General features: G+C 43.1%; 20 protein-coding genes and 2 CRISPR repeat arrays. Of the genes, 19 read left to right on the top strand and 1 reads right to left on the bottom strand.

Features of this window, described 5'->3' with window-relative positions; genetic code table 11:
• Positions 1-102 precede the first annotated feature (102 nt).
• The 3 genes from LJE72_RS06840 to LJE72_RS06830 all read left to right on the top strand — a co-directional run bounded on the left by LJE72_RS06840 (position 103) and on the right by LJE72_RS06830 (position 2,422).
• Positions 103-846 (top strand): helix-turn-helix domain-containing protein, encoded by a 744-nt coding sequence (locus LJE72_RS06840; protein ID WP_229246882.1) that lies wholly within the window; start codon positions 103-105, stop codon positions 844-846.
• Positions 847-918: 72 nt separating this feature from the next.
• The gene (locus LJE72_RS06835; protein ID WP_229246881.1) at positions 919-2,112 is read left to right on the top strand and encodes a serine aminopeptidase domain-containing protein; all 1,194 of its coding nucleotides are present in this window, start codon (positions 919-921) and stop codon (positions 2,110-2,112) included.
• 172 nt (positions 2,113-2,284) lie between these two features.
• Positions 2,285-2,422: a hypothetical protein gene (locus tag LJE72_RS06830; RefSeq protein WP_229246880.1), complete on the top strand. Its 138-nt coding sequence runs from the start codon at positions 2,285-2,287 to the stop codon at positions 2,420-2,422.
• Positions 2,423-2,777: 355 nt separating this feature from the next.
• On the opposite strand, the gene LJE72_RS06825 is transcribed toward LJE72_RS06830, so the two are convergent.
• Entirely contained in the window at positions 2,778-2,999 is a 222-nt protein-coding gene (locus LJE72_RS06825; RefSeq protein ID WP_229246879.1) for a helix-turn-helix domain-containing protein, read from the bottom strand.
• A 109-nt stretch (positions 3,000-3,108) separates the two neighbouring features.
• Between LJE72_RS06825 and LJE72_RS06820 the strand changes: the two genes are divergently transcribed.
• The 16 genes from LJE72_RS06820 to LJE72_RS06745 all read left to right on the top strand — a co-directional run bounded on the left by LJE72_RS06820 (position 3,109) and on the right by LJE72_RS06745 (position 22,583).
• Positions 3,109-3,306, top strand: a complete 198-nt coding sequence (locus tag LJE72_RS06820) for a hypothetical protein (protein ID WP_229246878.1) — start codon at positions 3,109-3,111, stop codon at positions 3,304-3,306.
• Between the two features lie 523 nt (positions 3,307-3,829).
• On the top strand, positions 3,830-4,216 hold the full coding sequence (locus tag LJE72_RS06815; protein ID WP_282437853.1) for an Rpn family recombination-promoting nuclease/putative transposase: 387 nt from the start codon (positions 3,830-3,832) through the stop codon (positions 4,214-4,216).
• Positions 4,217-5,037: 821 nt separating this feature from the next.
• Positions 5,038-7,293 (top strand): CRISPR-associated helicase Cas3', encoded by a 2,256-nt coding sequence (gene cas3, locus LJE72_RS06810; RefSeq protein WP_229246876.1) that lies wholly within the window; start codon positions 5,038-5,040, stop codon positions 7,291-7,293.
• Positions 7,294-7,659: 366 nt separating this feature from the next.
• The gene (gene cas5c / locus LJE72_RS06805; protein ID WP_229246875.1) at positions 7,660-8,316 is read left to right on the top strand and encodes a type I-C CRISPR-associated protein Cas5c; all 657 of its coding nucleotides are present in this window, start codon (positions 7,660-7,662) and stop codon (positions 8,314-8,316) included.
• Positions 8,313-10,070, top strand: a complete 1,758-nt coding sequence (cas8c, locus tag LJE72_RS06800) for a type I-C CRISPR-associated protein Cas8c/Csd1 (protein WP_229246874.1) — start codon at positions 8,313-8,315, stop codon at positions 10,068-10,070. The genes cas5c and cas8c overlap by 4 nt, the downstream gene beginning before the upstream one ends.
• Positions 10,071-10,095: 25 nt before the next feature.
• Positions 10,096-10,977: a type I-C CRISPR-associated protein Cas7/Csd2 gene (gene cas7c / locus LJE72_RS06795; RefSeq protein WP_229246873.1), complete on the top strand. Its 882-nt coding sequence runs from the start codon at positions 10,096-10,098 to the stop codon at positions 10,975-10,977.
• Entirely contained in the window at positions 10,974-11,651 is a 678-nt protein-coding gene (gene cas4, locus LJE72_RS06790) for a CRISPR-associated protein Cas4 (protein WP_229246872.1), read from the top strand. Before cas7c ends, cas4 begins: the two co-directional genes overlap by 4 nt.
• Positions 11,648-12,679 (top strand): type I-C CRISPR-associated endonuclease Cas1c, encoded by a 1,032-nt coding sequence (gene cas1c, locus LJE72_RS06785; RefSeq protein WP_229246871.1) that lies wholly within the window; start codon positions 11,648-11,650, stop codon positions 12,677-12,679. Before cas4 ends, cas1c begins: the two co-directional genes overlap by 4 nt.
• Before the next feature lie 10 nt (positions 12,680-12,689).
• Positions 12,690-12,980 (top strand): CRISPR-associated endonuclease Cas2, encoded by a 291-nt coding sequence (gene cas2 / locus LJE72_RS06780; protein WP_229247047.1) that lies wholly within the window; start codon positions 12,690-12,692, stop codon positions 12,978-12,980.
• Positions 12,981-13,149: 169 nt separating this feature from the next.
• Positions 13,150-15,043: direct repeats of the CRISPR family, unit length 32 nt; unit sequence GTCGCTCCCTACATGGGAGCGTGGATTGAAAT.
• A 669-nt stretch (positions 15,044-15,712) separates the two neighbouring features.
• Positions 15,713-16,000, top strand: a complete 288-nt coding sequence (locus LJE72_RS06775) for a hypothetical protein (protein WP_229246870.1) — start codon at positions 15,713-15,715, stop codon at positions 15,998-16,000.
• Between the two features lie 85 nt (positions 16,001-16,085).
• Complete coding sequence (locus LJE72_RS06770) at positions 16,086-17,009, top strand: LysR family transcriptional regulator (RefSeq protein WP_229246869.1); 924 nt, start codon at positions 16,086-16,088, stop codon at positions 17,007-17,009.
• Positions 17,010-17,294: 285 nt separating this feature from the next.
• A complete protein-coding gene (locus LJE72_RS06765; RefSeq protein WP_229246868.1) occupies positions 17,295-18,740 on the top strand; it encodes an SLC13 family permease in 1,446 nt (481 codons plus the stop codon).
• Positions 18,741-18,856: 116 nt separating this feature from the next.
• Positions 18,857-20,281, top strand: coding sequence for an aryl-sulfate sulfotransferase (locus LJE72_RS06760; RefSeq protein ID WP_229246867.1), 1,425 nt, complete (start codon positions 18,857-18,859; stop codon positions 20,279-20,281).
• Between the two features lie 5 nt (positions 20,282-20,286).
• Positions 20,287-20,463, top strand: coding sequence for a hypothetical protein (locus LJE72_RS06755; protein ID WP_229246866.1), 177 nt, complete (start codon positions 20,287-20,289; stop codon positions 20,461-20,463).
• A 510-nt stretch (positions 20,464-20,973) separates the two neighbouring features.
• On the top strand, positions 20,974-21,297 hold the full coding sequence (locus LJE72_RS06750; protein WP_229246865.1) for a thioredoxin family protein: 324 nt from the start codon (positions 20,974-20,976) through the stop codon (positions 21,295-21,297).
• Positions 21,298-21,359: 62 nt separating this feature from the next.
• Positions 21,360-22,583: an FAD-dependent oxidoreductase gene (locus LJE72_RS06745; RefSeq protein WP_229246864.1), complete on the top strand. Its 1,224-nt coding sequence runs from the start codon at positions 21,360-21,362 to the stop codon at positions 22,581-22,583.
• Between the two features lie 542 nt (positions 22,584-23,125).
• Positions 23,126-23,425: a CRISPR direct-repeat array (repeat unit 32 nt; unit sequence GTCGCTTCCCACAGGGAAGCGTGGATTGAAAT).
• Positions 23,426-23,473: the final 48 nt, after the last annotated feature.

The raw sequence follows: 23,473 nt of genomic DNA, 5'->3' as shown, positions 1-23,473 counted from the left end.
TCACGAATCTCAGATTGAAGCAAGCTACCCTAACAAAAGCCCTAGCTCACATTTGGCTGAACCTCAAACTTAGATCAAGAGGCCCAACCGGGAGGTAAGAGATTGAAAGAGGTATTTTGGACTTTTGATCATATCCTGATTGCCAAAAATTATTCAGACCCAGCTCCTCATAGGCATTTGGCCAAGCACTTGATTTTTTGTACTGAGGGAGAGGTTGAATGCAGGATCGAAAACTTACGGCTATTCGGTCGAGGGGTCTGCATCAATTCCAATATCGAACATACGGTCAAGGAGAATGGAAAGGAATTGCTGGTATTTCTCTTTGACGAGACAAGCAAGCTTTCTCGGGAATTAGAGACAAACTATTTAAAGGGAGAACCATGCTCCGTCATAGAGGATACCATAGCAGAAAAAGTCAATAAAGGCTGGAAAGCCTACCAAAATGATGCTAAGGCCCTTGACCAAGCTGTCTTAGCCGCCTGCAAGTTAAACGGCATCGCCCATTCAAACTATGATCGGCGAATCAACTGTGTATTGGAGCGCGCTCTAAACTTGGAAGGAATCTACGAGGATACAATGGATCTGCTCTGCAGGGAAGCCTTTCTTTCGCGCAGCCGGCTGTCGCACTTGTTTAAAGAAGAAGTCGGGGTTGCCCTCAGCAGCTATCTTGTTTTTGAAAAAATGCGAAAAACCTGTGCCTATGCCGCCGTCGGGGAAAGCCTGACCTCAGCCTGTATCCGGGCTGGATTTGGTAGTTCATCCCATTTTGCCAACACCTGTAAACGAATGTTTGGGCTTGCTTATTCGGATTTCGCCAAAACCGCCCTCTTTCAGCAGATACCATAGCGCATTTTTGCAAGTATCCCAACCTCCCTCTCAGATACAATGGGGTCAACCGATATTTGGGAGGGAAACAAGATGAATAGATCTGAAAATTATTTCAGAGTGGGCACCCATCAACTGCATAATGACCCAAACTTTAATTACCAACTGAACAGGACCTACTCTTGGAGCCAGGGCGATTTATTGGAGCTGAAAAAAGCGGCGGCAAAAATCACTGATTCGGCCGCCTGGATCAGGGAAATGCTGGCAATTGCCCATAAGGCAATGAAGGAGGAGCGAATCGAACAAGCCATTGCCTACTGGAGAATGGCCGAGTTCTTTATGTATGATGGAGAACCTGAAAAAATCAAGACCTATGACCAGGCAATCCGGCTCTTTTATGAGCATTACGCGCCACTGTTTGAATCAGGAATGGTGAAGCGGGACAAAGTCCCCTATGAATCGGGCTTTCTGCCCGTATTGTACACGGAGCCGGAAGGCGAAAGCGTTGATACAATTTTATTACAGGGCGGTTTCGATTCCTACATGGAAGAATTTTTACCCATGATCCTATATCTAAGAGAAAAAGGATTTACGGTCTACCTTTTTGAAGGTCCGGGGCAGGGAGCGGTGATAAGAAAACAGGGCATACCCTTAACTCATGAATGGCATAAACCGGTTAAGGCTATTCTGGATCATTTCAAGCTGAATGAGGTCACCTTAATAGGCTTATCCTTAGGAGCAATCCTTGTTGCACGGGCGGCCGCTTGTGAAAAACGTGTTAAAAGAGTGATAGCCTGGAGCCTGATGATAAGCTATTTTGACAGTATCCTGGCATCCCGGCCAAAAATAGTCCGAAAAATGATCCCCTTGCTGATGAAACTAAGGAGCAGATCAGTGATTAATTATATCTTTCGTAAAATGATGGAGCGGGAGCCTATCGCCGACTGGAATGTGAGGCATGGCTGCTACAATATGGGCGTTAAAACCCCCTATGACTACTTAGCAAAAGTCCAGTTATTTGAGTACAAAAGTTCAGCTGCGGCTGTCTCTCAGGACTATCTGCTGATCGGCGCCCAAAAAGATCACTTTCTGGCCGTGGCTGAATACAAAAGGATCATTGATGCTCTTACCAATGTTAAATCCATGACTCTGAGATTATTCACAGCTCAGGAACACGCTGAAAATCATTGTAATGCGGGGAATGGAAAGCTTGTTTTAGATACCATAATTTCCTGGATCAATACTCTTAAAAACAGAGAAGATAAGCCGGACTGCATCAAGACTTAAGAAAACCCAGGCCCTTCGAATTACGGCAGGTTCTGCACAAAATACTTATTTTTGCGATGACCTCTCAACTGCCCACAGTTGAAAATCCGGGTTTTCTCAATTCAGACTTGATTTCGAAATGGAGCCAAAAGTTTGGTCTTAACGAAAATTGGCTGCGTGGAATGCTCGCAGTATGCTATTGTTACCTTGCATCTTTTTTCAGGGTAAGCTGGAAGTAGCGGAAAATATGCTGAGGCTAGGTATGGGAATCGACATGATTATAGAGGCTACAGGACTGAGTGAAGAGGAAATCAGGAAAATGATGAATTAACCATAGAAGCATATTGCCCCTTGGACTGCACTAAGCTGTCCAAGGGCAATTTTTAGTTCTAAAACTGAGTTTACTGGCTGCCCCTTCGGCGCAATACCGAGGAAAAGGGAAGGCAATGAATCATTTGTCTCTGCTCAGAAACTTATGAAGTTAATTAGTTGTTCTCGTGCTTTAGAGTGTTAGTGATGAAGACGTCTTGGATTTTGTTTGCGGTAGTATCAAAAAAAACTACTCTAATCATTCAGGCTGAAGATGATGATACCGTAAGAAGAAATCGAATCGCCATATATTAAAACCGTCAAGACTGAGGCGAATACTCTGCGGGTTTTGACGGCATTTTCTATATCGGCATAACCTATTTCTTGAGAGGATAGGGTATCTCAACATCCGTGCGGTTTACCAAATAATCGATGCTGGTCTCAAACAGGTCGGCTATTTTATCCAGAACCTGTACTGGTATATTTAGTTTGCCAATCTCATAGTCAGAGTAGGTTGTCTGATGAATTCTCAGATACTCTGCCATTTGGGATTGGGTCATATCTCTATCTTCCCGTATATTGCGGATTCTCTCGTACACAGAAATCACCTCAGAATAAGTATGCCTTAAGGGAATATCCATTATTGACTTTTAAGGGATATTCCCTTAAAATATTATCAAATCTTTGCTATGTATTCGGGAGGAATCTATGGAGCGGGAAGTCATTAACCTACAGGATAAAAGGATAGAGAGGTTGTTAGTCAGCATCAGCGCTATGATTGCTGATGCTATCGAGATAGCACAGAAAGCAAAAGCCATGTCTGCGGATTCGGAAGAGAAGCTTACTCTTGCGCAGCTAGAGTTGGAAAATTTATATATACAATTAGAAAAGTCAGAAAGCATCTAAATATCCAGTTAGCAATAATCCACTATTTATGGATCTATCTAAATCGGCAGCGCTTTCGATCTAGATAAGCCATTATTAAAATTTAGTCTTTCTTATTTAGGTGACCACTATTAACAAAGCTTCCCTAAGAGGTACTCTTCGTGAAGCTTTGTTAATGGGGAGCTAATTTAGGACAATCCGCCAATTCATCTCCCTTATTTCAATGGGGAGATGAATTGGAAATATAACTATAAGTACTCGGATATACACATGGTATCATTGATGTTGATCAGTGTTAATAATACACTATATGCACGAAGAAGGAGCATTTACTACACGGATGAATGTGTGTCTACAACGTTAATTATCATCAGACTGCCCCTCCAGGGGGGCAAGGGGATAGGGACTTGTCTGTCAGTTAAAGGGTGGATTTAATATCAATAAACGCTGTTACAATAAGACAGCTTGTAAGGTAAGTAAGGATATGGTTGAAAAGGCATAACAGACAAGTCCCTGTCCTTTCGTCTGCCAGATATTCTTAAAGTTGTTAAGAGACATTTGTGAACAGGACTACACAGTATTTCTGAAGACTTTAGAAGAATCTATCATGGCTTTTAATCAGATGGAAAACCAAGGTAATGGGCTGGAGTATTTTGAGACTTTTATCCGCTACATCATGAGTGCCAGAAATGATTTGGAATTTCAGACGGTCTACGAGCTAGCTAAAGAGATTTCTCTGGAAAGGAGTGAAGTCTTTATGACTATTGCGGAAAGGCTAATCACAGAAGGCATGGAAAAAGGTATAGAAAAGGGCATGGAGAAGGGTAAGCTGGAAGTGGCGGAAAATTTGCTGAGGCTAGGTATGGGAGTCGACATGATTATGAAGGCTACAGGACTGAGTGAAGAGGAAATTAGGAAAATCATGAATTAACCATAGAAACTAAATTACTCTGGGCTGCACTAAGCAGTCCAGGGCAATTTTTTAAGAACTGTTAACATGCTATAACCAATTCCAAGATTATGCGTGCAGCCTCTGGCGGCCGATGGGAAGAGAAGACTCGGCCTATAGCTCCGGCTATTTTGGATAATGTCACCAGGGAAAGTGTTGTGATGCAAGAAAGAATCTTTAGGTCTTTCTGCCAATCTGTTATCCGGAGAGGTGGGTGAAAGCGGCCAATATCACGGCAAGAGAAGCTTCGTGGTCGCTTCCCATGGAAGTGTGAATTGAAATCCTACTCACCTAAATATAGTTTATTCCAGTGTAATATTCGAAAAATAATTGAAGCTTATAGGCAGGAATTTGCCTGAGGTTTAAAGAATTTACATAATAATGACACTAAATGAATGTTAGTATATTAAGCGGAGTAAGAAGCATGGAACAGTAAGTCGCCTTTTTTTGAAATACCTGCTAATGAAGGTATACTTACTATCTCTGGAAACTGCTACATTGCCGGTATATATATTTAGGTTCTACTTCGTGCGGGTCAGTCTGACAGGCTTTGCATTATAATCTGTACAAGTATCTTTACGATAACGAAGCCTAAGTGACGGGCAGCAGGATATTCCGAATTTCTATTTGAGTATTCTCCCTGAAATGGATCGTTCTGAATTCCGCCTCGGAGAAGAATTATGTTTTCATATTATTCTTTTTGAGGAAGCAGTACAGTCAGCCTTAGTCAATGCCTAGCAAGAGAAGAGGGTGGGACTGGGTGCTGTGAGATATCCTTTTGACTTAAAAGGATATCTCACACAATGGCCCAGCGGGTTACTTGGAAAGATGGAATTTTTCATGAAATGTGGACTCGAAGTGTCCCTAATGAAAAAAGGAGAACAGATATCATGCATATTGCTCATCGTAGAGAAAATGATTCGGAATCCCAAAGATTGAAAACACATTTAGAGAATACTGCCAATCAGGCTAAGAAGTTTGCTGATAGCTTCCATAATGGCGATTATGCCTATGTATGCGGGTTGCTGCATGATATCGGAAAGTACTCGACGGAATTTCAAAATAAAATTATCAATAACTCGAAAGCCCGGGTGGATCATTCGACTGCAGGTGCAATTGAAATTAATGAAGCCTTTGTTTCACTGGGAAAGTTGCTGGCCTATTGTATTGCCGGTCATCATGGCGGTCTTCCGGACGGTGGAAGTAAGAGCGACACCGCAATTGAAACAACATTAAATGGACGGCTAAAAAGAGCGAAGCAGCTTCATGATTACTCGTATTTTAAAAATGAGATTAATACTCGTGAATGTTTACCGGGAAGGCTGCCTAATATAAAACCCTTGAATAAGGGCGGTTTTTCCCTGTCTTTTTTTGTAAGGATGATTTATTCGTGCCTGGTGGATGCCGACTTCCTCGACACGGAAAGCTTCATGAGTATGGGCCAAGTGGTTCGAAGCACGCATTACGATTATCCGCTTTTCCATGAGAAGCTTAACACATATACAAATGGGTTCAAGGATACGGAACGTGAAATCAATCAAAAAAGAGCTGAGATACTTCATTGTTGTCTCGAAAAAGCGCAGAGCGAAAGAGGGCTATACACCCTTACTGTTCCCACGGGCGGGGGTAAAACTATTTCCTCTTTGGCATTTGCCTTGAAGCATGTACTGAAGCACGGTATGGAGCGAATTATTTATGTGATTCCATACACAAGCATTATTGAACAAACCGGAAAAGTTTTTAAAGAGATCTTAGGGCAGGAAAATGTTTTAGAACATCATTCGAACTTTGATTTTAAGGATGACGAAGATTTGGTATTGCACCAACTAAAGCTGTCTTCAGAGAACTGGGATATTCCGTTTGTTGTAACAACAAACGTCCAGCTTTTTGAATCCTTGTTTGCCCATAAGTCTTCACGGTGCAGAAAACTCCATAATATTGCCAACAGCGTCATCATTTTTGATGAAGCGCAAATGTTGCCCACGCCGTTTCTTACACCTTGTCTGATGGCGATTTCCGAATTAGTCAGGAATTATTGCTCAACCTGCGTATTATGCAGTGCTACCCAGCCATCTTTAAAAAACAGGTTTCCGAAGGAAATAACGGTGGATGAGATATGTGAAAACACGGAAGACTTATATGAATTTTTTCGGCGAACCCACGTTACCCCAAGAGGACAAATGGAAACAGCGCAAATCGCAGCGGAACTGAACAGCTGTGATCAGGTGTTATGCATCGTCAACAACAAAAAACACGCCAGGGAAATATACTTGGCATTACTGGGAGAAGGGGTTTTTCATTTATCAACGAGAATGTGCCCCAAACATCGGAGCGACGTATTAGAGGAAATAAAACAAAGGTTAAAAGACGGGCTGTCTTGTAAAGTGGTTTCCACCCAGTTAATTGAGGCCGGTGTTGATGTGGATTTTCCTGTGGTCTACCGAGCAATGGCCGGAATTGATTCCATTGTGCAAGCTGCAGGTCGGTGCAACAGAGAGAATAAGCTTGAAGTAGGCATCGTCAATGTTTTCGAACCGGAAAGTAGATATACCCAAAATATGCCTAGTTCGATCAAACGGCCAATTGAGGTGGCTAAAAGCATTATGACAAGATATGAGGACATTCTTTCTCCACAAGCTATCAAGTCCTATTTTGAAGAATTATATAACTATGAAGGCGAGGCAGGACTGGATATACATAATATTTTTAAAACGATGGAAAGTGGAGCGGAAGGCAGTAATTTTAATTTCAATTTCAAACAAATTGCCGGTCAGTTTAAATTAATTGATGAAAATACGATACCGATTGTTATTGGGTTTGACAAGAAGGCCGAAGAGCTGATTCATAAGTTGCGTTATGTCAGCGAGTATAAGGGGATTTTAAGGGTGATACAGCCGTATTCCGTTAATATTTATGAAAATGAGTTCAAAGCCATGAATGGAGCAGGCTTGATAGAAATTGTTGACGATGGGATTTATATTCTGCGGGATATCAAAAAGTACAATGAAAAAACAGGCCTTGAGTTTAATGTGGAATCCGGTGTAGCGATCTTTGCCTAAAACGTCGGGCAGCCAATGATTTTATCTTTGGCTGCCCGATGCAATGTTTAAATTAATAACTAAAATAAATTTCAATCCACGCGCCCATGTAGGGAGCGACTAGTTAGAGCTACCTAATTTGAGTAGCTCTGAAAAGATTTCAATCCACGCTCCCATGAAGAGCTGCTAACGTTTCGGGAGAAACGTTGGCTTAGGTACTATTTCAATCCACACGTCATCTCGAAATGACAGCTGATTTTAACATTTATAATTTTTCCTGTCAAATGTAAAAGATTTGAATAGTATATTGACAAAATTTACAACATGAATTAAAGTAACAATCAATATAAGGCTATTAAAAACTAAAATAAGAAAGTTGGTAATGAAATGGGGTATGGAATTTACTTGGAAACGTGGGGGGATTATGCGCTTTTTGCCAGAGCGGAGATGAAAGTAGAACGAGTGAGCTATGATGTCATCACACCGTCGGCAGCCCGCGGTATTATTGATGCCATATACTGGAAACCGGCGATTGTCTGGCGTATCGACAAGATACATGTCTGTAATCCAATTGAATTTACCAATGTCAGAAGAAATGAAGTCAGTTCCAAAATATCGGCTAGATCCGTCGATTCGGTAATGAACGGCGCTACCAAGCCCTTATACATCAATACGAATGAGGACAGACAGCAAAGAGCCTCAATGATTCTCAAGAATGTCCATTATATTATTAAAGCACACTTTGAGTTAACGGACAAGGCCGGAGAAACGGATACTATTGAAAAACATTACAATATCGCGCTCCGGAGGATGAGAAAAGGTCAGTGCTATCATCAGCCTTGCTTTGGCTGTAGAGAGTTTCCGGCAAATTTCAGGCTGCTTGAGGGAGACGTGCCCGAATCCGGCTTGACCGGAGAAAAAGACCTTGGCTATATGCTCTATGATATGGACTTTACAGATCCCGAAAATATCCAGCCTGTATTTTTCAGAGCTGTTATGCATAACGGGATTATTGATTTATCCGCTCGTGAGGTGGTCAGATGATTTTACAGTCACTCGTTAAGTACTATGAAATTCTGGCTAATAATGAGGACAGCAACATTCCCAAGCTGGGTTACGGCAAGGTGAATGTGTCTTACGCAGTTAATTTATCCTTAGAAGGAGAACTGTTAAACATTATTCCGCTTAAAATCGGTGCCCAGCGCGGCAAAAAAATGGTGGAAATTCCACAAAGCATGGAAGTGCCGGAACAGGAAAAGAAATCCGTCGGGATAAAATCAAATTTCCTGTGTGAAAACGCGGGCTATGTATTCGGCGTGGACAATAAAGGGAAACCTGAAAGAGCTAAGGCCTGTTTTGAAGCGTTTAAGCAATTACATCTGCAAATACTGAAGGATGTTAACAATGCAACGGCACAGGCGGTCGTCAATTTCGTGAACCGTTGGGAGGTTGATCACGCACTGGAACATTATGCGTTGGCCGAATATTTGGATAAAATTTTATCCGGTGCCAATTTTGTAATTAAGATTAATGGCGGGGAATTTGCTCATCAAAACCCGGAGATCAGACAAGCCTGGGAAACATATAAAAGCAATTCAGACAATACGAATACCATGCAATGCCTGGTAACTGGCCAGGAAAGTCCGATTGCCAGATTGCACCCCAGCATTAAGGGGGTCCGTGGTGCACAATCCTCAGGCGGCTCAATAGTTTCCTTCAATGAGCGGGCTTATGAGTCTTACGGACATGAAAAAGAACAGGGATTGAATGCCCCGGTGAGTGAATACGCAACCTTTGCCTACACTACCGTGTTGAATCATCTTTTGGCGGATAGTGCCCATAAGCTGAATCTGGGTGATGCAACGATTGTCTTTTGGGCGGAAAGCCCTAAGAAAATCTATCAGGATTTTATGGCGCTCTATTTGAATGGTGGAACAGTGAATAACGGGGAGAACTTGGTGCAGGATGAAGCAGCGGCAAGAGAAATAAATTCTGTCTTTGAAAAAATAGCACAAGGCAAACCTATTAGTGATTTATCGAATATCTTTGATCAAGAAACAAATTTTTATATCCTGGCAATATCCCCAAACGCAGCGAGACTGGCAGTCAGGTTTTTTGTCGCCAATTCTTTTGGGGAATTTGTGAAAAAAGTCGGAAGGCATTACGAAGATTTAAGGATAGAAAAACAATATCCTACCGATCCGGATATCTTTTCTGTATGGAGGTTGTTAAACGAAACAGTATCCCCCATGTCCAAGGATAAGGCAGCTTCACCATTACTTGTCGGCGCTGTGCTGAAGGCGATTATTACTGGCACCCAATATCCGGCAGGTCTGTATAATTCCATCATGCTGAGGATTAAAGCGGAAAAAGAGATCAGTTATTATAAAGCGTCAATCATCAAAGCGTATTTATCCAGAAATACAGAAGAATTCAAGGAGGTATTAGCCATGGCTCTGAATGAGCAAAGTGAAAACAGCGCCTATATCTTGGGAAGATTATTCGCAGTGCTGGAAAAGGCACAGCAGGATGCCAATCCGAGGATAAATGCAACCATTAAAGACCGGTATTTTACATCGGCTTGTGCCACACCGGCCTCGGTTTTTCCCGTCCTGCTGCGATTGACTCAGCACCATATTTCAAAAGCGGACTATGGATATACCAGTGATAGAAGGATCGGTGATATTTTAGAAAAAATGGATATAGACAATAACCCATTTCCGACAAATTTGTCGTTAGAGCAGCAAGGTGTGTTTGTTTTAGGTTACTACCACCAAAGGAATGCATTCTATCAATAATAATAAAAAGTGAGGCGAAAGAATAATGAGTGAGGCTATTAAGAACAGGTATGAATTTGTCATTTTATTCGAGGTCGAAAACGGCAATCCAAACGGAGATCCTGATGCCGGTAATATGCCCAGAATTGATGCGGAAACAGGTTACGGGATTGTTACCGATGTCTGCCTGAAAAGAAAAATCAGAAATTATGTTGAAACTGTGAAAGGGGACAGCAAGGGTTACAAAATATATATCAAAGACGGTGTTCCCTTGAACACCAGCGATAAGTCGGCTTATGAATATTTGGGTATCAAGGAGGAAGAAGCACAAAAGAGCAAGGGTGAAAAAGACAACCAGATTCGGGATTTCATGTGTGAGAATTTTTTTGATATCAGGACTTTTGGCGCTGTTATGACGACTTTCGTCAAGGCCAAACTAAACTGCGGGCAAGTCAGAGGCCCTGTGCAGATCGGGTTTGCCAGAAGCATAGATCCGATTGTTCAACAAGAAGTTACGATAACCAGGGTTGCGATCACAACAGAAGAAGATTTTAAGAAGAAAGAAACGGAAATGGGCAGAAAATACATTGTACCTTATGCGCTCTATCGGGCGGAAGGATATATCTCCGCTAACCTGGCGAAAAATGTAACCGGATTTTCTGAAGACGATTTACAGCTTCTGTGGGAAGCCCTCATTAATATGTTTGAGCATGATCATTCTGCGGCAAGAGGGAAAATGAATGTCAGAGAGTTAATCGTTTTTAAACATGACAGCGAATTTGGTAATACTCAAGCCTATAAGCTGTTCGATATCATAACGGTTGAGCGCAAAGATAAAACAAGACCAGCTAGAGTTTATGCTGATTATGACGTAAGAGTTGACGTTGAAAAAGTTCCTGCCGAAGTGCAGTGTCTGCGTATGATATGAGTCAAGAATACCAAGAAGACGACTTCCTGCTCTTATCCGGGATACAGCACTTCGTCTTTTGTAAGCGCCAGTGGGCCTTGATCCATATTGAACAGCAGTGGCAGGAAAATTTGCGCACCGTTGAGGGTGCAATCCTGCACGAGAAAACCCACGATAATACCATCAAGGAAAAACGAGGAGACTTGATCATATCCCGGAGCATGGGAATCTTTTCCCGCACCTTAGGGATTACCGGGGCTTGTGATGTGGTGGAATTCCACAAGTCCCGGGATGGAGTCACGCTCTATGGCCGGGAGGGGACGTATAAGCCGGTTCCTGTGGAGTATAAACGAGGCAAGCCCAAGCTGGACAATGCAGATGTGCTGCAATTATGCGCTCAGGCCATGTGCCTGGAAGAAATGCTCTTGTGTACGATTCCCGAAGGGTTTCTGTTTTATAGGGAAACTAAACGCAGGCTTAAAGTGCTGCTTGACGAGGAGATCCGGGAACAGGTAAAGGCGATTTGTAAAGAGATGCATGAACTGTACGACAGAAGGTATACGCCCAAGGTAAAGCCGACCAAAGGCTGCAAAGCCTGTTCCCTCAGTGAGCTTTGCCTGCCTAAGCTGTGTAAAAATCCCTCGGCTCTGGCTTATATGAAGAAGAATGTTTCGGAAATTGAGGTTGATGAATGAGAAAATTATTGAATACCCTCTATGTAACTTCGCCCAATACTTATTTGTCCCTTGATGGAGAAAATATTGTGATTTTAAAGGATGAGGCAGAGTTGCTGAGAGTTCCCCTGCATAATTTGGAGGGCATTGTTGCCTTCGGCTATACCGGTGCCAGTCCGGCCCTGATGGGTGCCTGTGCCAAACGCAATATCGCCTTGAGTTTTATGAAGCCCAGCGGAAAATTCCTGAGCAGGGTTGTGGGTGAAGTTAGGGGTAATGTCACTTTGCGAAAGGCTCAATACAGGTTATCAGAGGATGCAGCGGAGAGCCATAAAATTGCTCAATCCTTTCTCTTGGGAAAAATATATAACGCCCGCTGGGTGGTGGAGCGGGCAACCAGGGATCATGGGGCCAGGCTGGATGTGGATAAATTAAAAGGAGTCTGCCAGACCCTGGTCAAGGCTTTGAAGCTGGTTGAAAATAGTCAGAATTTAGAACAGCTGCGAGGATTTGAAGGGGAAGCTGCGGCCCAGTACTTTCGAGTAGTGGATGATTTGATTCTTCAGCAAAAAGATGAATTCTATTTTAATTCTCGGAACAAACGTCCTCCCTTGGACAATGTCAACGCCATGCTCTCCTTTGTCTATACCCTTTTGGCCCATGATGCTGCGGCGGCGTTGGAAACCGTGGGACTGGATCCCTATGTGGGATTTCTGCACCGGGACAGACCGGGAAGGATTTCCCTAGCTTTGGATCTGATGGAAGAGCTGCGGGCCGTTTACGCGGACCGGTTTGTTATATCTTTAATTAATAAACGAGAAGTCAATGGCAGCGGCTTTACCCGGATGGAAAACGGAGCGGTCATTATGGATGATGATACGAGAAAAGCTGTTCTTAAGGCTTGGCAAAGCCGGAAGCAGGAGGAGATCAGGCATCCCTTTCTGCAGGAAAAAATGGAATGGGGGCTGGTACCTTATGCCCAGGCTATGCTGCTGGCCCGCTTTATCCGGGGGGATTTGGACGCGTACCCAGCCTTTATGTGGAAGTAGGTGAGAGGGGATTTTAGTACTTATTACGTATGATGTAAATACTCAAACGGCGGAGGGTAGAAAGCGGTTGCGTCACGTTGCCAAGCAATGTGTGAACTATGGGCAGCGTGTTCAGAATTCGGTCTTTGAATGTGTGCTGGATGCGGCTAAATTCCGTGAGGTTCAGCATAAGTTGGAGAAGATTATTGATACGGAGAAGGATAGCTTGAGGTTTTATTTGCTGGGGAATAATTATAAGAATAAGGTTGAGCATGTAGGAGCCAAGGATTCCTTTGATGTTGAGGATACCTTGATCATTTAGTGCGAATGTGAAGCGAACATAAAATCCCTGGGGGATTCGCACCGCGAAATGGGAAGGAATTTGTTGGAATGTGCAGAAAATGCGGGGGATGGAGTGGCGTTTTTTGTGAAAAATACAAGAAGACTAATAAAATCTTTCAATTTAGAAGATAGTTTTATTAGTTTTTGCTGTCGCTCCCTACATGGGAGCGTGGATTGAAATCTTAATGATGTTAAATTCCTCTAATTCTAGTACATGTCGCTCCCTACATGGGAGCGTGGATTGAAATTTTTTTTCCATGCCTTGCTTCATTTTTTCTTATCGTCGCTCCCTACATGGGAGCGTGGATTGAAATACTTAACTAGTTTGCTTGCGAATAACTTGAGTTGAGTCGCTCCCTACATGGGAGCGTGGATTGAAATATCTCTCGAGTCGTGCCTAAAATCTTTTCTTGCGTCGCTCCCTACATGGGAGCGTGGATTGAAATCTCACTTCATCAGCAGTCCTTAATTGCTTGCCGTCAAGTCGCTCCCTACATGGGAGCGTGGATTGAAATCTTGATTGGTACGATGCAAAAACCACATGATCTCGGTCGCTCCCTACATGGGAGCGTGGATTGAAATTTGGAATGCTCTCTGTTCACTCGTTGAGAATTTGTCGCTCCCTACATGGGAGCGTGGATTGAAATCTTTATCTCAAACAACTTGTCCACGTACTCAGCGGTCGCTCCCTACATGGGAGCGTGGATTGAAATTCCAATAGTTTCGATTGCTCCGACAGGTTTTACTTGTCGCTCCCTACATGGGAGCGTGGATTGAAATTCCGGCCACACCGAAGTTCGCATAAACTATTCCATGTCGCTCCCTACATGGGAGCGTGGATTGAAATAGCTATTGATTCCCTCATCCCGCTACTTCCGTGCGTCGCTCCCTACATGGGAGCGTGGATTGAAATTAATATTGTTATTCATAAAATAATCACTCCTTAAGTCGCTCCCTACATGGGAGCGTGGATTGAAATCCATATGTACGAAAAAACCTTGCTACGTCACTTGTGTCGCTCCCTACATGGGAGCGTGGATTGAAATAATTACAGGAAAACAAAAGAGTCTATAAAGCTTTGTCGCTCCCTACATGGGAGCGTGGATTGAAATTTTCGTACACAAGCTATCAGCTTAGGTCAGCTACGTCGCTCCCTACATGGGAGCGTGGATTGAAATTTTGCGGCTAGGCTGTCGATGTTTGCCGGGTTATTGGTCGCTCCCTACATGGGAGCGTGGATTGAAATTCCTGTGTGTTTTATATTCGTTGTACTGCTGTCGGGTCGCTCCCTACATGGGAGCGTGGATTGAAATTTTATGAGTGAGTCCATTTTATCTTTTTCCCATTGTCGCTCCCTACATGGGAGCGTGGATTGAAATATACAAATCCCTCCTACAAATACAGATTTTCGTACGTCGCTCCCTACATGGGAGCGTGGATTGAAATCTTTTACGGTCACTATCCCGAAAGAGGAAAGAGAGTCGCTCCCTACATGGGAGCGTGGATTGAAATAAGTGTAGAATGATTATAAGGACTTTGCTTAATTGGTCGCTCCCTACATGGGAGCGTGGATTGAAATATTCTCTAAGATATGACAAGCGTAATCGTATAAAGTCGCTCCCTACATGGGAGCGTGGATTGAAATCTCCTTAACTTGATTTAGTGAATAGACCCGAAACGTCGCTCCCTACATGGGAGCGTGGATTGAAATTAACATGGATACCTCGAAGCCAGTGTAAAACAAGTCGCTCCCTACATGGGAGCGTGGATTGAAATACAGGTCTTGCCAAGCCAACGATTGCGGCATACACGGTCGCTCCCTACATGGGAGCGTGGATTGAAATTGTAACCAACCTTTTTGTATTCTCAACATTTTTCCGTCGCTCCCTACATGGGAGCGTGGATTGAAATTTCTGGTGCCGGGATTAGCGGCCCGGCCGGCAGAGTCGCTCCCTACATGGGAGCGTGGATTGAAATCTCTGTATATCCGCATGAAATTCTAGCTTTACGTGTCGCTCCCTACATGGGAGCGTGGATTGAAATTATAGTAGAGATTAAGAAATGCTAAGGAAGGTAAGAGTGCTTGTTTTAAAGTATTTTTAAAAACGTTGGTATGGAGATGATAAAAGCTTCCACATAGTTAAGCCGTGAATTATATTTGGCTCCTATAATGCCGGAAGAATTTAAAAGATGGTTTATCAGGCCGGAAATTACCGGGTTAACCAAGAAAAGCTCCGTTGACTATAACTTAGAACTCTAAACCCCTAAAGGAGTGTTTAGAACTTTGAATTTTAGTGATTTTAGATATGAAGGGCCATCCAAATTCGTCACTGGTAACGAATTTAGATGGCCCTTTACTGTCAGGGGAGGCAATCAGTTGCGTTCTATATTCTTGGAAGAGCTACATCAGAATAGGAAATGACCATATGCTTTAAAGGGTACCAGTCTGGAATCATTAATACCGTGAAGAATCAGGGGCGGAGCGTTTAATTATATAAAGAAAGCCAGAACATTGTCTAATAGTTTATCAATACGCTCCTGGGTACCGGGTTTTTGCATTTGTTGAAATTATATGTGGAAAACAATTCTAAATTGGATAGGAAAAACTAATACTTAAAATATCAAGTTCCAATTTTACTTCTAAAATCTTAGGGATTATGATAATGGAAAAGAAGGACATCAGTAAAGGCGAGGGATAAAGGAGGAGTTGGAATGGACGCGTTTTTAAAAGAGGAGATTCAACGTATCAAGGACTCTGTGAGAGTAACAAGAAATGACGCTGGTCAGATTTCCATAGATTATCAAGCACCAGTGATCAAGGAGGACCCTCCATCTTTGAGTGCTGTTATGGATTGTGCCTACAGGCAAATGTATTCTTTTTTGCTGATTAAAGCAATCTATTATGCCTTTTTTAAGAAAACGAAGATTGTCAGTCCAACTCCTTGCAGGGCACTTGCTGATTGGATGAATGAAATCGATCATGCTGTTGGAGTAAAATAAAAGGTGGAGCCTTCAGCTTTCAAACATTGGTTATAAATGCTATTATTATAGAAAAATGCATTTATAATAATGTTTGAGGTGGGCAATGCGCATAGAACAATTTAAACAAATTGTCAAGATTCAAGAGCAACAATCCATCTCCAAAGCGGCCATTGACTTGTTTATCAGCCAACCTTCCTTAAGTATATCCGTCAATAATCTGGAAGAGGAACTGGGCCTGAAAATATTCGAACGCAGCAAAGCAGGAGTTGCTGCTACGGAGCAAGGGAAAGATATACTAAGGCTAGCCGAAAATATATTGAACTTAAGTGACAAGATCACGGGAATCATGGAGGAAACCAATGTCTCGATCCGAAATCTCCAGATGGCAGTGCCTGCTGCCTTTGCCAATGCCATTGCTCCAGGGCTGCTCAGGCAATTTCGGGAACTTTACCCTGATGTGAACCTCCATATTCATGAGGCGACTTATTATGAAATTGTGGATCTGATGGATAAAGGGATCTATTCCGTAGGTATCGTCAGCTGCATGGTTGGTCTGGAATACAATTTTATTAACCAGCTCAAAGAGAAAAACATCGCCTGGGAAGAAATCCCAGGAGGGGAACATTTAAAACTCTCACTTTTTATCAGCAGTAATAATCCTTTGGCTGAACGGGAATGGGTTAGTGCATCCGAGCTGAAGGATATGAGGATGATTTCCTACAAAGAAAACTATGCCAGGATGTCCAAAGACTTGGAACGTTCACTTCTCAAGCCGGTGGTTGTCAAAGATATGGAACTGTTAAAGAAACTGATTAGTGATGACTTTGGCTTTTCTATTTTTCCGGAGACCCTGGCCGTCAATGATCTGTATGTAAAAAGCGGCAGGATCAAGGTTATACCTATTAAAGGTAAAGAATTAAGCGAGATAGCCAATATTTATATTCTATATTCCAGCAGGGAGTCCTTATCCTTTATTGAACGGGAATTGCTGACGATCGTCAAAGAGTTGATTACAGATCAATTATGATGGATCCTTCAACGACCGGAATCCATGTCGCCAACCTATACTTACAGGGGTCAAAACCTGTAAGTATATTTTTTTTGACATATTAACTATAAGAAAACCTATATTATTCGGATTAGTTTTTTTAATATACAATAAAAAAATGAAAGATGGATTGAAATCTGTTTAGCTAAATATGCACGATTGTGCACAATCATAATTGGGAATCTTTAATTTGTAAGTTAATCCAAAAGAGGAAGGCGGTAAGGTTAAATCACTTAGACGAACTAATTGGTGGAGGGTTTTGACATGGCAGATGAATTAAAAGGGCATAAAGAATTAGTCAAAGTTTTTGGATTTCTTGTAATTGTTGGCTTAGGCTGGATTTTACCTGCTCCGGCACCAATTACCCCCATAGGAGTTAGAGTGTTTTTTGTCTTTCTGGCGGTGGTTTACGGCTGGTCGGTTACCGGTCAGGTTTGGCCCAGCTTGTTAAGCTGCTTAATGTTCCCCCTGACGGGTGTAGTTACTATGAAGGAATTCATCGCCATGGGCTGGGGCGGGGATGTCTTTTATTTCATGGTACTGGCCTTTGTTTTAATCAAGTTCTTAGAGCAAGTGGGTGTAAGCCAGTTCTTAGCAGCTTGGCTGATGAGCCGCAAGTTTATCCAGGGACATCCCTGGCGCTTGATTTTTATGATCTTGCTGACGGCTTATGTTATTTGTAGCTTAGTCAACATCTTTATCGGGATTTTCTTAGTCTGGGAAATCGTCTACAACATTACCAAAATTGTTAAGCAAAAGCCCTTGGATAAATTTCCGACCTTGATGGTCTTTGGGGTCGCTATGATGGGAGCCCTGAGCCTTTCGGCAATGCCCTGGGGCAGTAATGCTATCGTTAATTTAGGGGTTTACGCCAACATCATGGGGGAACCCGGGAACATGATCCGCTACATTATCTACACCATTCCAGTAGGTATCCTTTCCATGTTTGCTTATCTCGTACTTTGTAAATATGTCTTCAGGCTGGATATAGCACCCCTCAAAGAAATATCGGGAGAAATGATTAACCCTCAAGAGCTGGTATTGACTAAAACGAAAAAAATAGCTTTTCTTGCTTTAAGTGTCTTTATTGCTCTCTTGCTTCTACCAAGTTTATTGCCAAAAACAACTGCCCTATATCAGGTTCTCAATAATATGGGTGTTGTCGGGGTTATTGTCTTAGTCTTCACAGCTCTTTCCCTGGTCAAGGTGGATGGCGAAAATATTTTCGACTTTGCCGCTCTCGCTCGGGCGGGGATACCCTGGAATATGTTGGCTATGACCCTCATTATTTTAGCCATTGGCGGTTGCTTAATGAACCCTGCCACGGGGATCAATGCTTATCTTCAACAAAATCTGACTCCGTTGTTCACCAGTTTATCTCCATTTGTGTTCGTGATTGCTATCACTTTAATCACCTTTATCTTGACCAACTTCATGATTAATATGGTGGTTGTTGCTCTGCTTTTGCCGGCAGTGGTCAATATGTCCTCTGTCTTGGGCATCAATCCGGAACAAATTTCTTACTTGATTATGGTGGTTAGTACTAATGCCATCTTAACACCCGTCGCCTCCGCTGCTTCGGTGATTTTGTTCCCAAATACTGAGTGGATTCGGTCCAAGGACATCTATAAATATGGTGTGATCACTGCCATTGTGATCACGGTGATCGCTTTTCTTGTTAACTACTTCTTTATGGGCTTCTTCTATTAATAGGGCTCAATCATGAAGCTCTTTACTCATTTCACTTGATTCGGTGAAAGAATTCCCTATTCATAACAAGGGAATTGAGTTTAGGTGTAAATACAAATTTTAAGGAGGTTTTCTCAATGGGTCATCCATCAGTCCATCCAACAGGAGTTACAATTTACAATCCGGAAAAGTGCTTTAATGGCTATACAATTTTTCCTGCTAATGAGCATGGTGCAACCTTGATTGATATGAACGGCGGTGTGGTCAGCTTTTGGAAGGATCTCCAAGGCTTTCCCAGCAAGCTGTTAAAAGGCGGCTATGTCATGGGAAGTCTGGGAGAACGAACAATGTTATGCGGTTTCCAGGATCAGACAGATTTAGTTCAAGTGGATTGGGACGGCAATATCGTCTGGAAATTTGACCGTTTAGAGTATATCGAAGATCCGGGAGAAGAGCCCCAATGGATGGCCAGACAACATCACGATTATCAGAGGGAAGGAAATCCCGTCGGCTACTATGTACCAGGCATGGAATGCAAAATAGACAGCGGCAACACCTTGCTTTTATGTCACCGCAACTTGCACAATCATAAAATCACGGATAAAAAGCTGCACGATGATACGATTATTGAAGTAGACTGGGAAGGCAAAATTGTCTGGGAATGGGCCCTCAATGAGCATTTTGATGAATTAGGCTTTAGTAATGCCGCTAAAAATGCCTTGTTCAGAGACCCAAATATGACGGCAGCAGGGGCGGACTGGATGCACGTCAACAGTATGAGCACTCTCGGCCCCAATAAATTCTATGATGCCGGGGATGAGCGCTTTCATCCTGATAACATCATTTTTGATGGACGGGAAACCAATATTATCGCCATTATTGCTAAGGAAACAGGGAAGATCGTTTGGAAACTGGGTCCTGATTATGATGAAAATGAACAAACCCGCAGAATCGGCGTGATCATCGGTCAGCATCACGCGCATATGATACCCGCTGGTTTGCCTGGGGCAGGTAATATTCTGATCTTTGACAATGGCGGCTGGGCAGGCTATGACAATCCAAGCCAGATCACAGCCACAGGGAATAAAGCCGTTCGCCGGGATTTCTCCCGCGTCTTGGAAATCGATCCGACGACTATGGAAATCATCTGGCAGTTTTCGCCGGCGGAAATGGGGCATGGCATGCCATTCCATGCCTCTCATTTTTACAGTCCCTTTATCAGCAGTGCCCAAAGGCTGCCTAACGGAAACACCCTGATTACGGAAGGTTCGGATGGCCGCTTGCTTGAAGTCACCAGTGAGCATGAATTGGTTTGGGAATATATCTCTCCCTACTGGGGCTCAGAGGCGGGAATTCCCATTAATATGATCTACCGTGCCTACCGCTATCCTTATGATTATGTACCTCAATTGGAAAAACCAGAAGAAGTAGCTATTGAACAGATTGACAATAAGGACTACAGACTTCCGGGAGCTAAAGGCAAGGAACCGCAAAGAACCGTCGAAGTGGCGGGGACAAAAGGGTTTGGAGGATCCGCAGGCTTCTGTGTGCAAAAAGAGTAGCCATTTTGGCTGCTGCTAAGGCGGCACCAGCAGGGATGAAAATGGGAGTTGCTCGGGGGGCGGGCAGTCGCCCACATCCGCTCACCCAGCATTCCGAGGCTCGCCTACTCGCTTGGGCGGGGCTATCTTCAGCGGATAAATATTCTTTGGAGATTGCCGTTTCAGCGAAAATGTCCACCTGACACTTTCGTGCCAAACCTCCGGGTAGTACCTGATGTGAACCTGTGGCTTCGCTTCCCTCCCAAGCTTTGTAGGCTTTACCGCCTCTCTATGCAATGGTTCTCTCCTGTGGATCGAAGCCGCCTGTCTTTCGGGTCGATTAAGTATGTTTTAGGCTTTTTTCAGAGTAGTTGTGAAAGGGGGATGTAACAAAACTTGTTTTCCTGTTTGTTACATCCTCACTTTATTCGATATTTCCCCATATACAAGAGGATCTATTCACCACGTCAAGATGTACAATCCTCTTTTGGGGGGATAACGCACCACCATCTCGAAAATTTTTCGAGTTTTGCTACGGCCCATCGGTTTTCCTTGGTATACATAGACTTCTGAATATATAATTTCTTTATAAGAAAGCTGACACCAGTAAGGAATAGTATTTTTCACATACCAGTTATAACAAAACCTGTATTATGCCGGACAGGGTTTTGAGGCTAAAATAAAGGATAGAAGCACTGGAAAGGAGTTAAACCATGTCATTAAAACAATTAAACGCCGCGGGTTTTGAGGAAGCCGTCTATAATAACGGCGAAGCATGTTTGGTTATCTTCTCAAGGAAGGAATGTCACGTTTGCAAGGAGGTTGTACCGGTCTTGGAGCAGCTGCAGCCTAACTATGAGAAAAAGTTCGGTTTTTACTATGTGGACGTTGAAAAAGACAAGTCCTTATTCCAGCGGTTTTCCTTAAAAGGAGTTCCCCAGATCCTCTACTTTAACGGCGGACAATACCAGGGAAAACAAGCCGGCAAGGTTGAGGAGGAGCAAATCGAAGACAAAATATCCGACACCCTCAAGTAAGGGGCGGACTTCCGCCCAAGGGGAAATTCTGATTCTGATAATGGAAAAAGGAAAGTGAAAGAATGGCAAACAGCTATGATTTAATTATAATTGGCGGCGGACCCGCCGGGCTCTCTGCCGCTATTTACGGCGGCAGGGCTAAACTGAAGACCCTGGTTATCGACAAAGGAGGGATTGGCGGTTTAGTCAATACCACCCGGGAAATCGTCAATTATCCGGGCTATGCCCAAATCAGCGGGCCGGATCTCATGAATGAGTTCAAGAAACATGCCGATACCTTTGGGGTGGAATTTTTAAAAGGTGAGGTTGTCCGGGCGGATTTTTCCCAGGCAGAAAAGAAGATTGTGTTGAAAAAAGGCCAGGAGTTTTTCGGGAAAGCGGTGATTCTGGCCTGTGGCAGCGAGCCAAGGCTGCTTAATATTCCCGGTGAAAAACGACTGCGTGGTATGGGCGTAGCCTATTGTGCCACCTGTGATGCAGAGTTCTTCGAAGGGGATGAGGTTGTTGTTGTGGGCAGCGGCGACCAGGCTATTGAAGAAGGCATGTTCATCGCCAAGTTTGCCCGTAAAGTAACGGTCATTGTTTTGCATGAGGAGGGTATTCTTGATTGCAATAAAGTCAGCGGGGAACGAGCGTTAAATCATGAAAAAATGGCCTTCATCTGGAATTCAACCATCGAAGAAGTCCTGGGAGAGGAAAATGTCGAGGCGGTGAAAATCAAGAATTTGAAAACCGGTTTGACATCAGAGCTTAGCTGTCAGGGTGTCTTTTTCTTTGTAGGCATGGTCCCCTCCACGGGCTATCTTAAAGACAGTGGCCTGGAGATGGATAAACGAGGGTATATCCCTGCCAATGACCTGATGAAGTCCAACCTTGAAGGGGTCTATGCAGTGGGTGACAACCGGGTAAAATATCTCAGACAAGTTGTTTCCGCTGCGGGAGATGGTGCAACTGCTGCTGTTGCAGCCGAAAGATACATTGAAGAACTGAATGACTTTAACCGCAATGTTATGCAAAGTGAGAAAAGAGTCTTACTTTTGTTCTTTAATGCTCAAGATAATGAAAGTCTGAACTATTGCTCGGCTTTAGAGAAATCAACCAAGGAAGATGGTCTGGATTGCAAAATCGTCAGCGTCGATATGGCAACGAAAAAAAATCTTGCTGAGAAATATGCTGTCAAGAGCATTCCCTCAGTCCTGGTGCTGGATAAGGGAATGGAGAGCCACCGTTTTGAGGGCTTAGAGGTTTTGACTTGCACACAATGGAAATCAATTCTGACAAATTAGGAAGTACACAGGGATGTTCACCATCTCAACTATTGGGTGGTGTGACATTATTGCAATGCCAGTCCCACTTTGAAAGGCCTTTCAAAGTGGGACTGGCATTTTATATTGGTTGCCGGGGTCCAGTCTTCCATTTTGGCCACAATTACCGCACTTTCGATTGGCCCTTCCCATATAAGTCTCTTTCACAAGCTACCCTCCGCACCGGAGGCAGCCGGAAGTGAGGATCAGTACACCTTTCTTCCTGCCTGAGAGCAAGGTCACTATAATTTTGTTTGCGGTAGTATCAAAAAAACTACTAAGGAACAAGGTTTTGCAAGTATTTATGGCGAAGATATATACAAGGAAACTAGGATACAGTCATTATTTAGTGCTAGTGCGAATGTGTAGTGAACATAGAATTGCCGGGGGATTCGCACCGCGAAATAATAAAGATTTTATTGAAATATGGTAGGATATTGAATTTGTAATTGTAGTTTGTGACGAAAAGTTTAAGGAATTAAACTGAAATCTTCACAGAAGAGAGTTTTCTATTATTGTTTGCTGTCGCTTCCCACAGGGAAGCGTGGATTGAAATCTCTTGTGTTTATCCCATTCGACTGAGTAAAAGCATTGTCGCTTCCCACAGGGAAGCGTGGATTGAAATAAATGTATCACGCAGCATTAAAGCGTTAGTAGCCGTCGCTTCCCACAGGGAAGCGTGGATTGAAATTTTTATTTTGTAGAACCTTGAAATTAATAACCCCGTCGCTTCCCACAGGGAAGCGTGGATTGAAATTGATATACAATTTTTCATAAATGTTAAATAATCTTGTCGCTTCCCACAGGGAAGCGTGGATTGAAATCTTATTTATTATTTATTTAATCATTATTTGGCATGTCGCTTCCCACAG

Origin of the sequence: Desulfosporosinus shakirovi, from assembly GCF_020595055.1 — a bacterium.
In the GTDB taxonomy this organism is placed as follows: Bacteria; Bacillota; Desulfitobacteriia; order Desulfitobacteriales; family Desulfitobacteriaceae; genus Desulfosporosinus; species Desulfosporosinus shakirovi.
Note: the sequence above shows the minus strand (reverse complement) of the source record. Positions and strands in the feature narration are given on the sequence as shown.

Excerpts from the sequence above, each read along its gene's own strand:
- LJE72_RS06835 (WP_229246881.1), top strand. The coding sequence starts at position 919 with ATGAATAGATCTGAAAATTATTTCAGAGTGGGCACCCATCAACTGCAT.
- LJE72_RS06830 (WP_229246880.1), top strand. The coding sequence starts at position 2,285 with ATGCTATTGTTACCTTGCATCTTTTTTCAGGGTAAGCTGGAAGTAGCG.
- LJE72_RS06820 (WP_229246878.1), top strand. The coding sequence starts at position 3,109 with ATGGAGCGGGAAGTCATTAACCTACAGGATAAAAGGATAGAGAGGTTG.
- cas3 (WP_229246876.1), top strand. The coding sequence starts at position 5,038 with ATGGCCCAGCGGGTTACTTGGAAAGATGGAATTTTTCATGAAATGTGG.
- cas5c (WP_229246875.1), top strand. The coding sequence starts at position 7,660 with ATGGGGTATGGAATTTACTTGGAAACGTGGGGGGATTATGCGCTTTTT.
- cas8c (WP_229246874.1), top strand. The coding sequence starts at position 8,313 with ATGATTTTACAGTCACTCGTTAAGTACTATGAAATTCTGGCTAATAAT.
- cas7c (WP_229246873.1), top strand. The coding sequence starts at position 10,096 with ATGAGTGAGGCTATTAAGAACAGGTATGAATTTGTCATTTTATTCGAG.
- cas4 (WP_229246872.1), top strand. The coding sequence starts at position 10,974 with ATGAGTCAAGAATACCAAGAAGACGACTTCCTGCTCTTATCCGGGATA.
- cas1c (WP_229246871.1), top strand. The coding sequence starts at position 11,648 with ATGAGAAAATTATTGAATACCCTCTATGTAACTTCGCCCAATACTTAT.
- LJE72_RS06775 (WP_229246870.1), top strand. The coding sequence starts at position 15,713 with ATGGACGCGTTTTTAAAAGAGGAGATTCAACGTATCAAGGACTCTGTG.
- LJE72_RS06770 (WP_229246869.1), top strand. The coding sequence starts at position 16,086 with ATGCGCATAGAACAATTTAAACAAATTGTCAAGATTCAAGAGCAACAA.
- LJE72_RS06765 (WP_229246868.1), top strand. The coding sequence starts at position 17,295 with ATGGCAGATGAATTAAAAGGGCATAAAGAATTAGTCAAAGTTTTTGGA.
- LJE72_RS06760 (WP_229246867.1), top strand. The coding sequence starts at position 18,857 with ATGGGTCATCCATCAGTCCATCCAACAGGAGTTACAATTTACAATCCG.
- LJE72_RS06750 (WP_229246865.1), top strand. The coding sequence starts at position 20,974 with ATGTCATTAAAACAATTAAACGCCGCGGGTTTTGAGGAAGCCGTCTAT.
- LJE72_RS06745 (WP_229246864.1), top strand. The coding sequence starts at position 21,360 with ATGGCAAACAGCTATGATTTAATTATAATTGGCGGCGGACCCGCCGGG.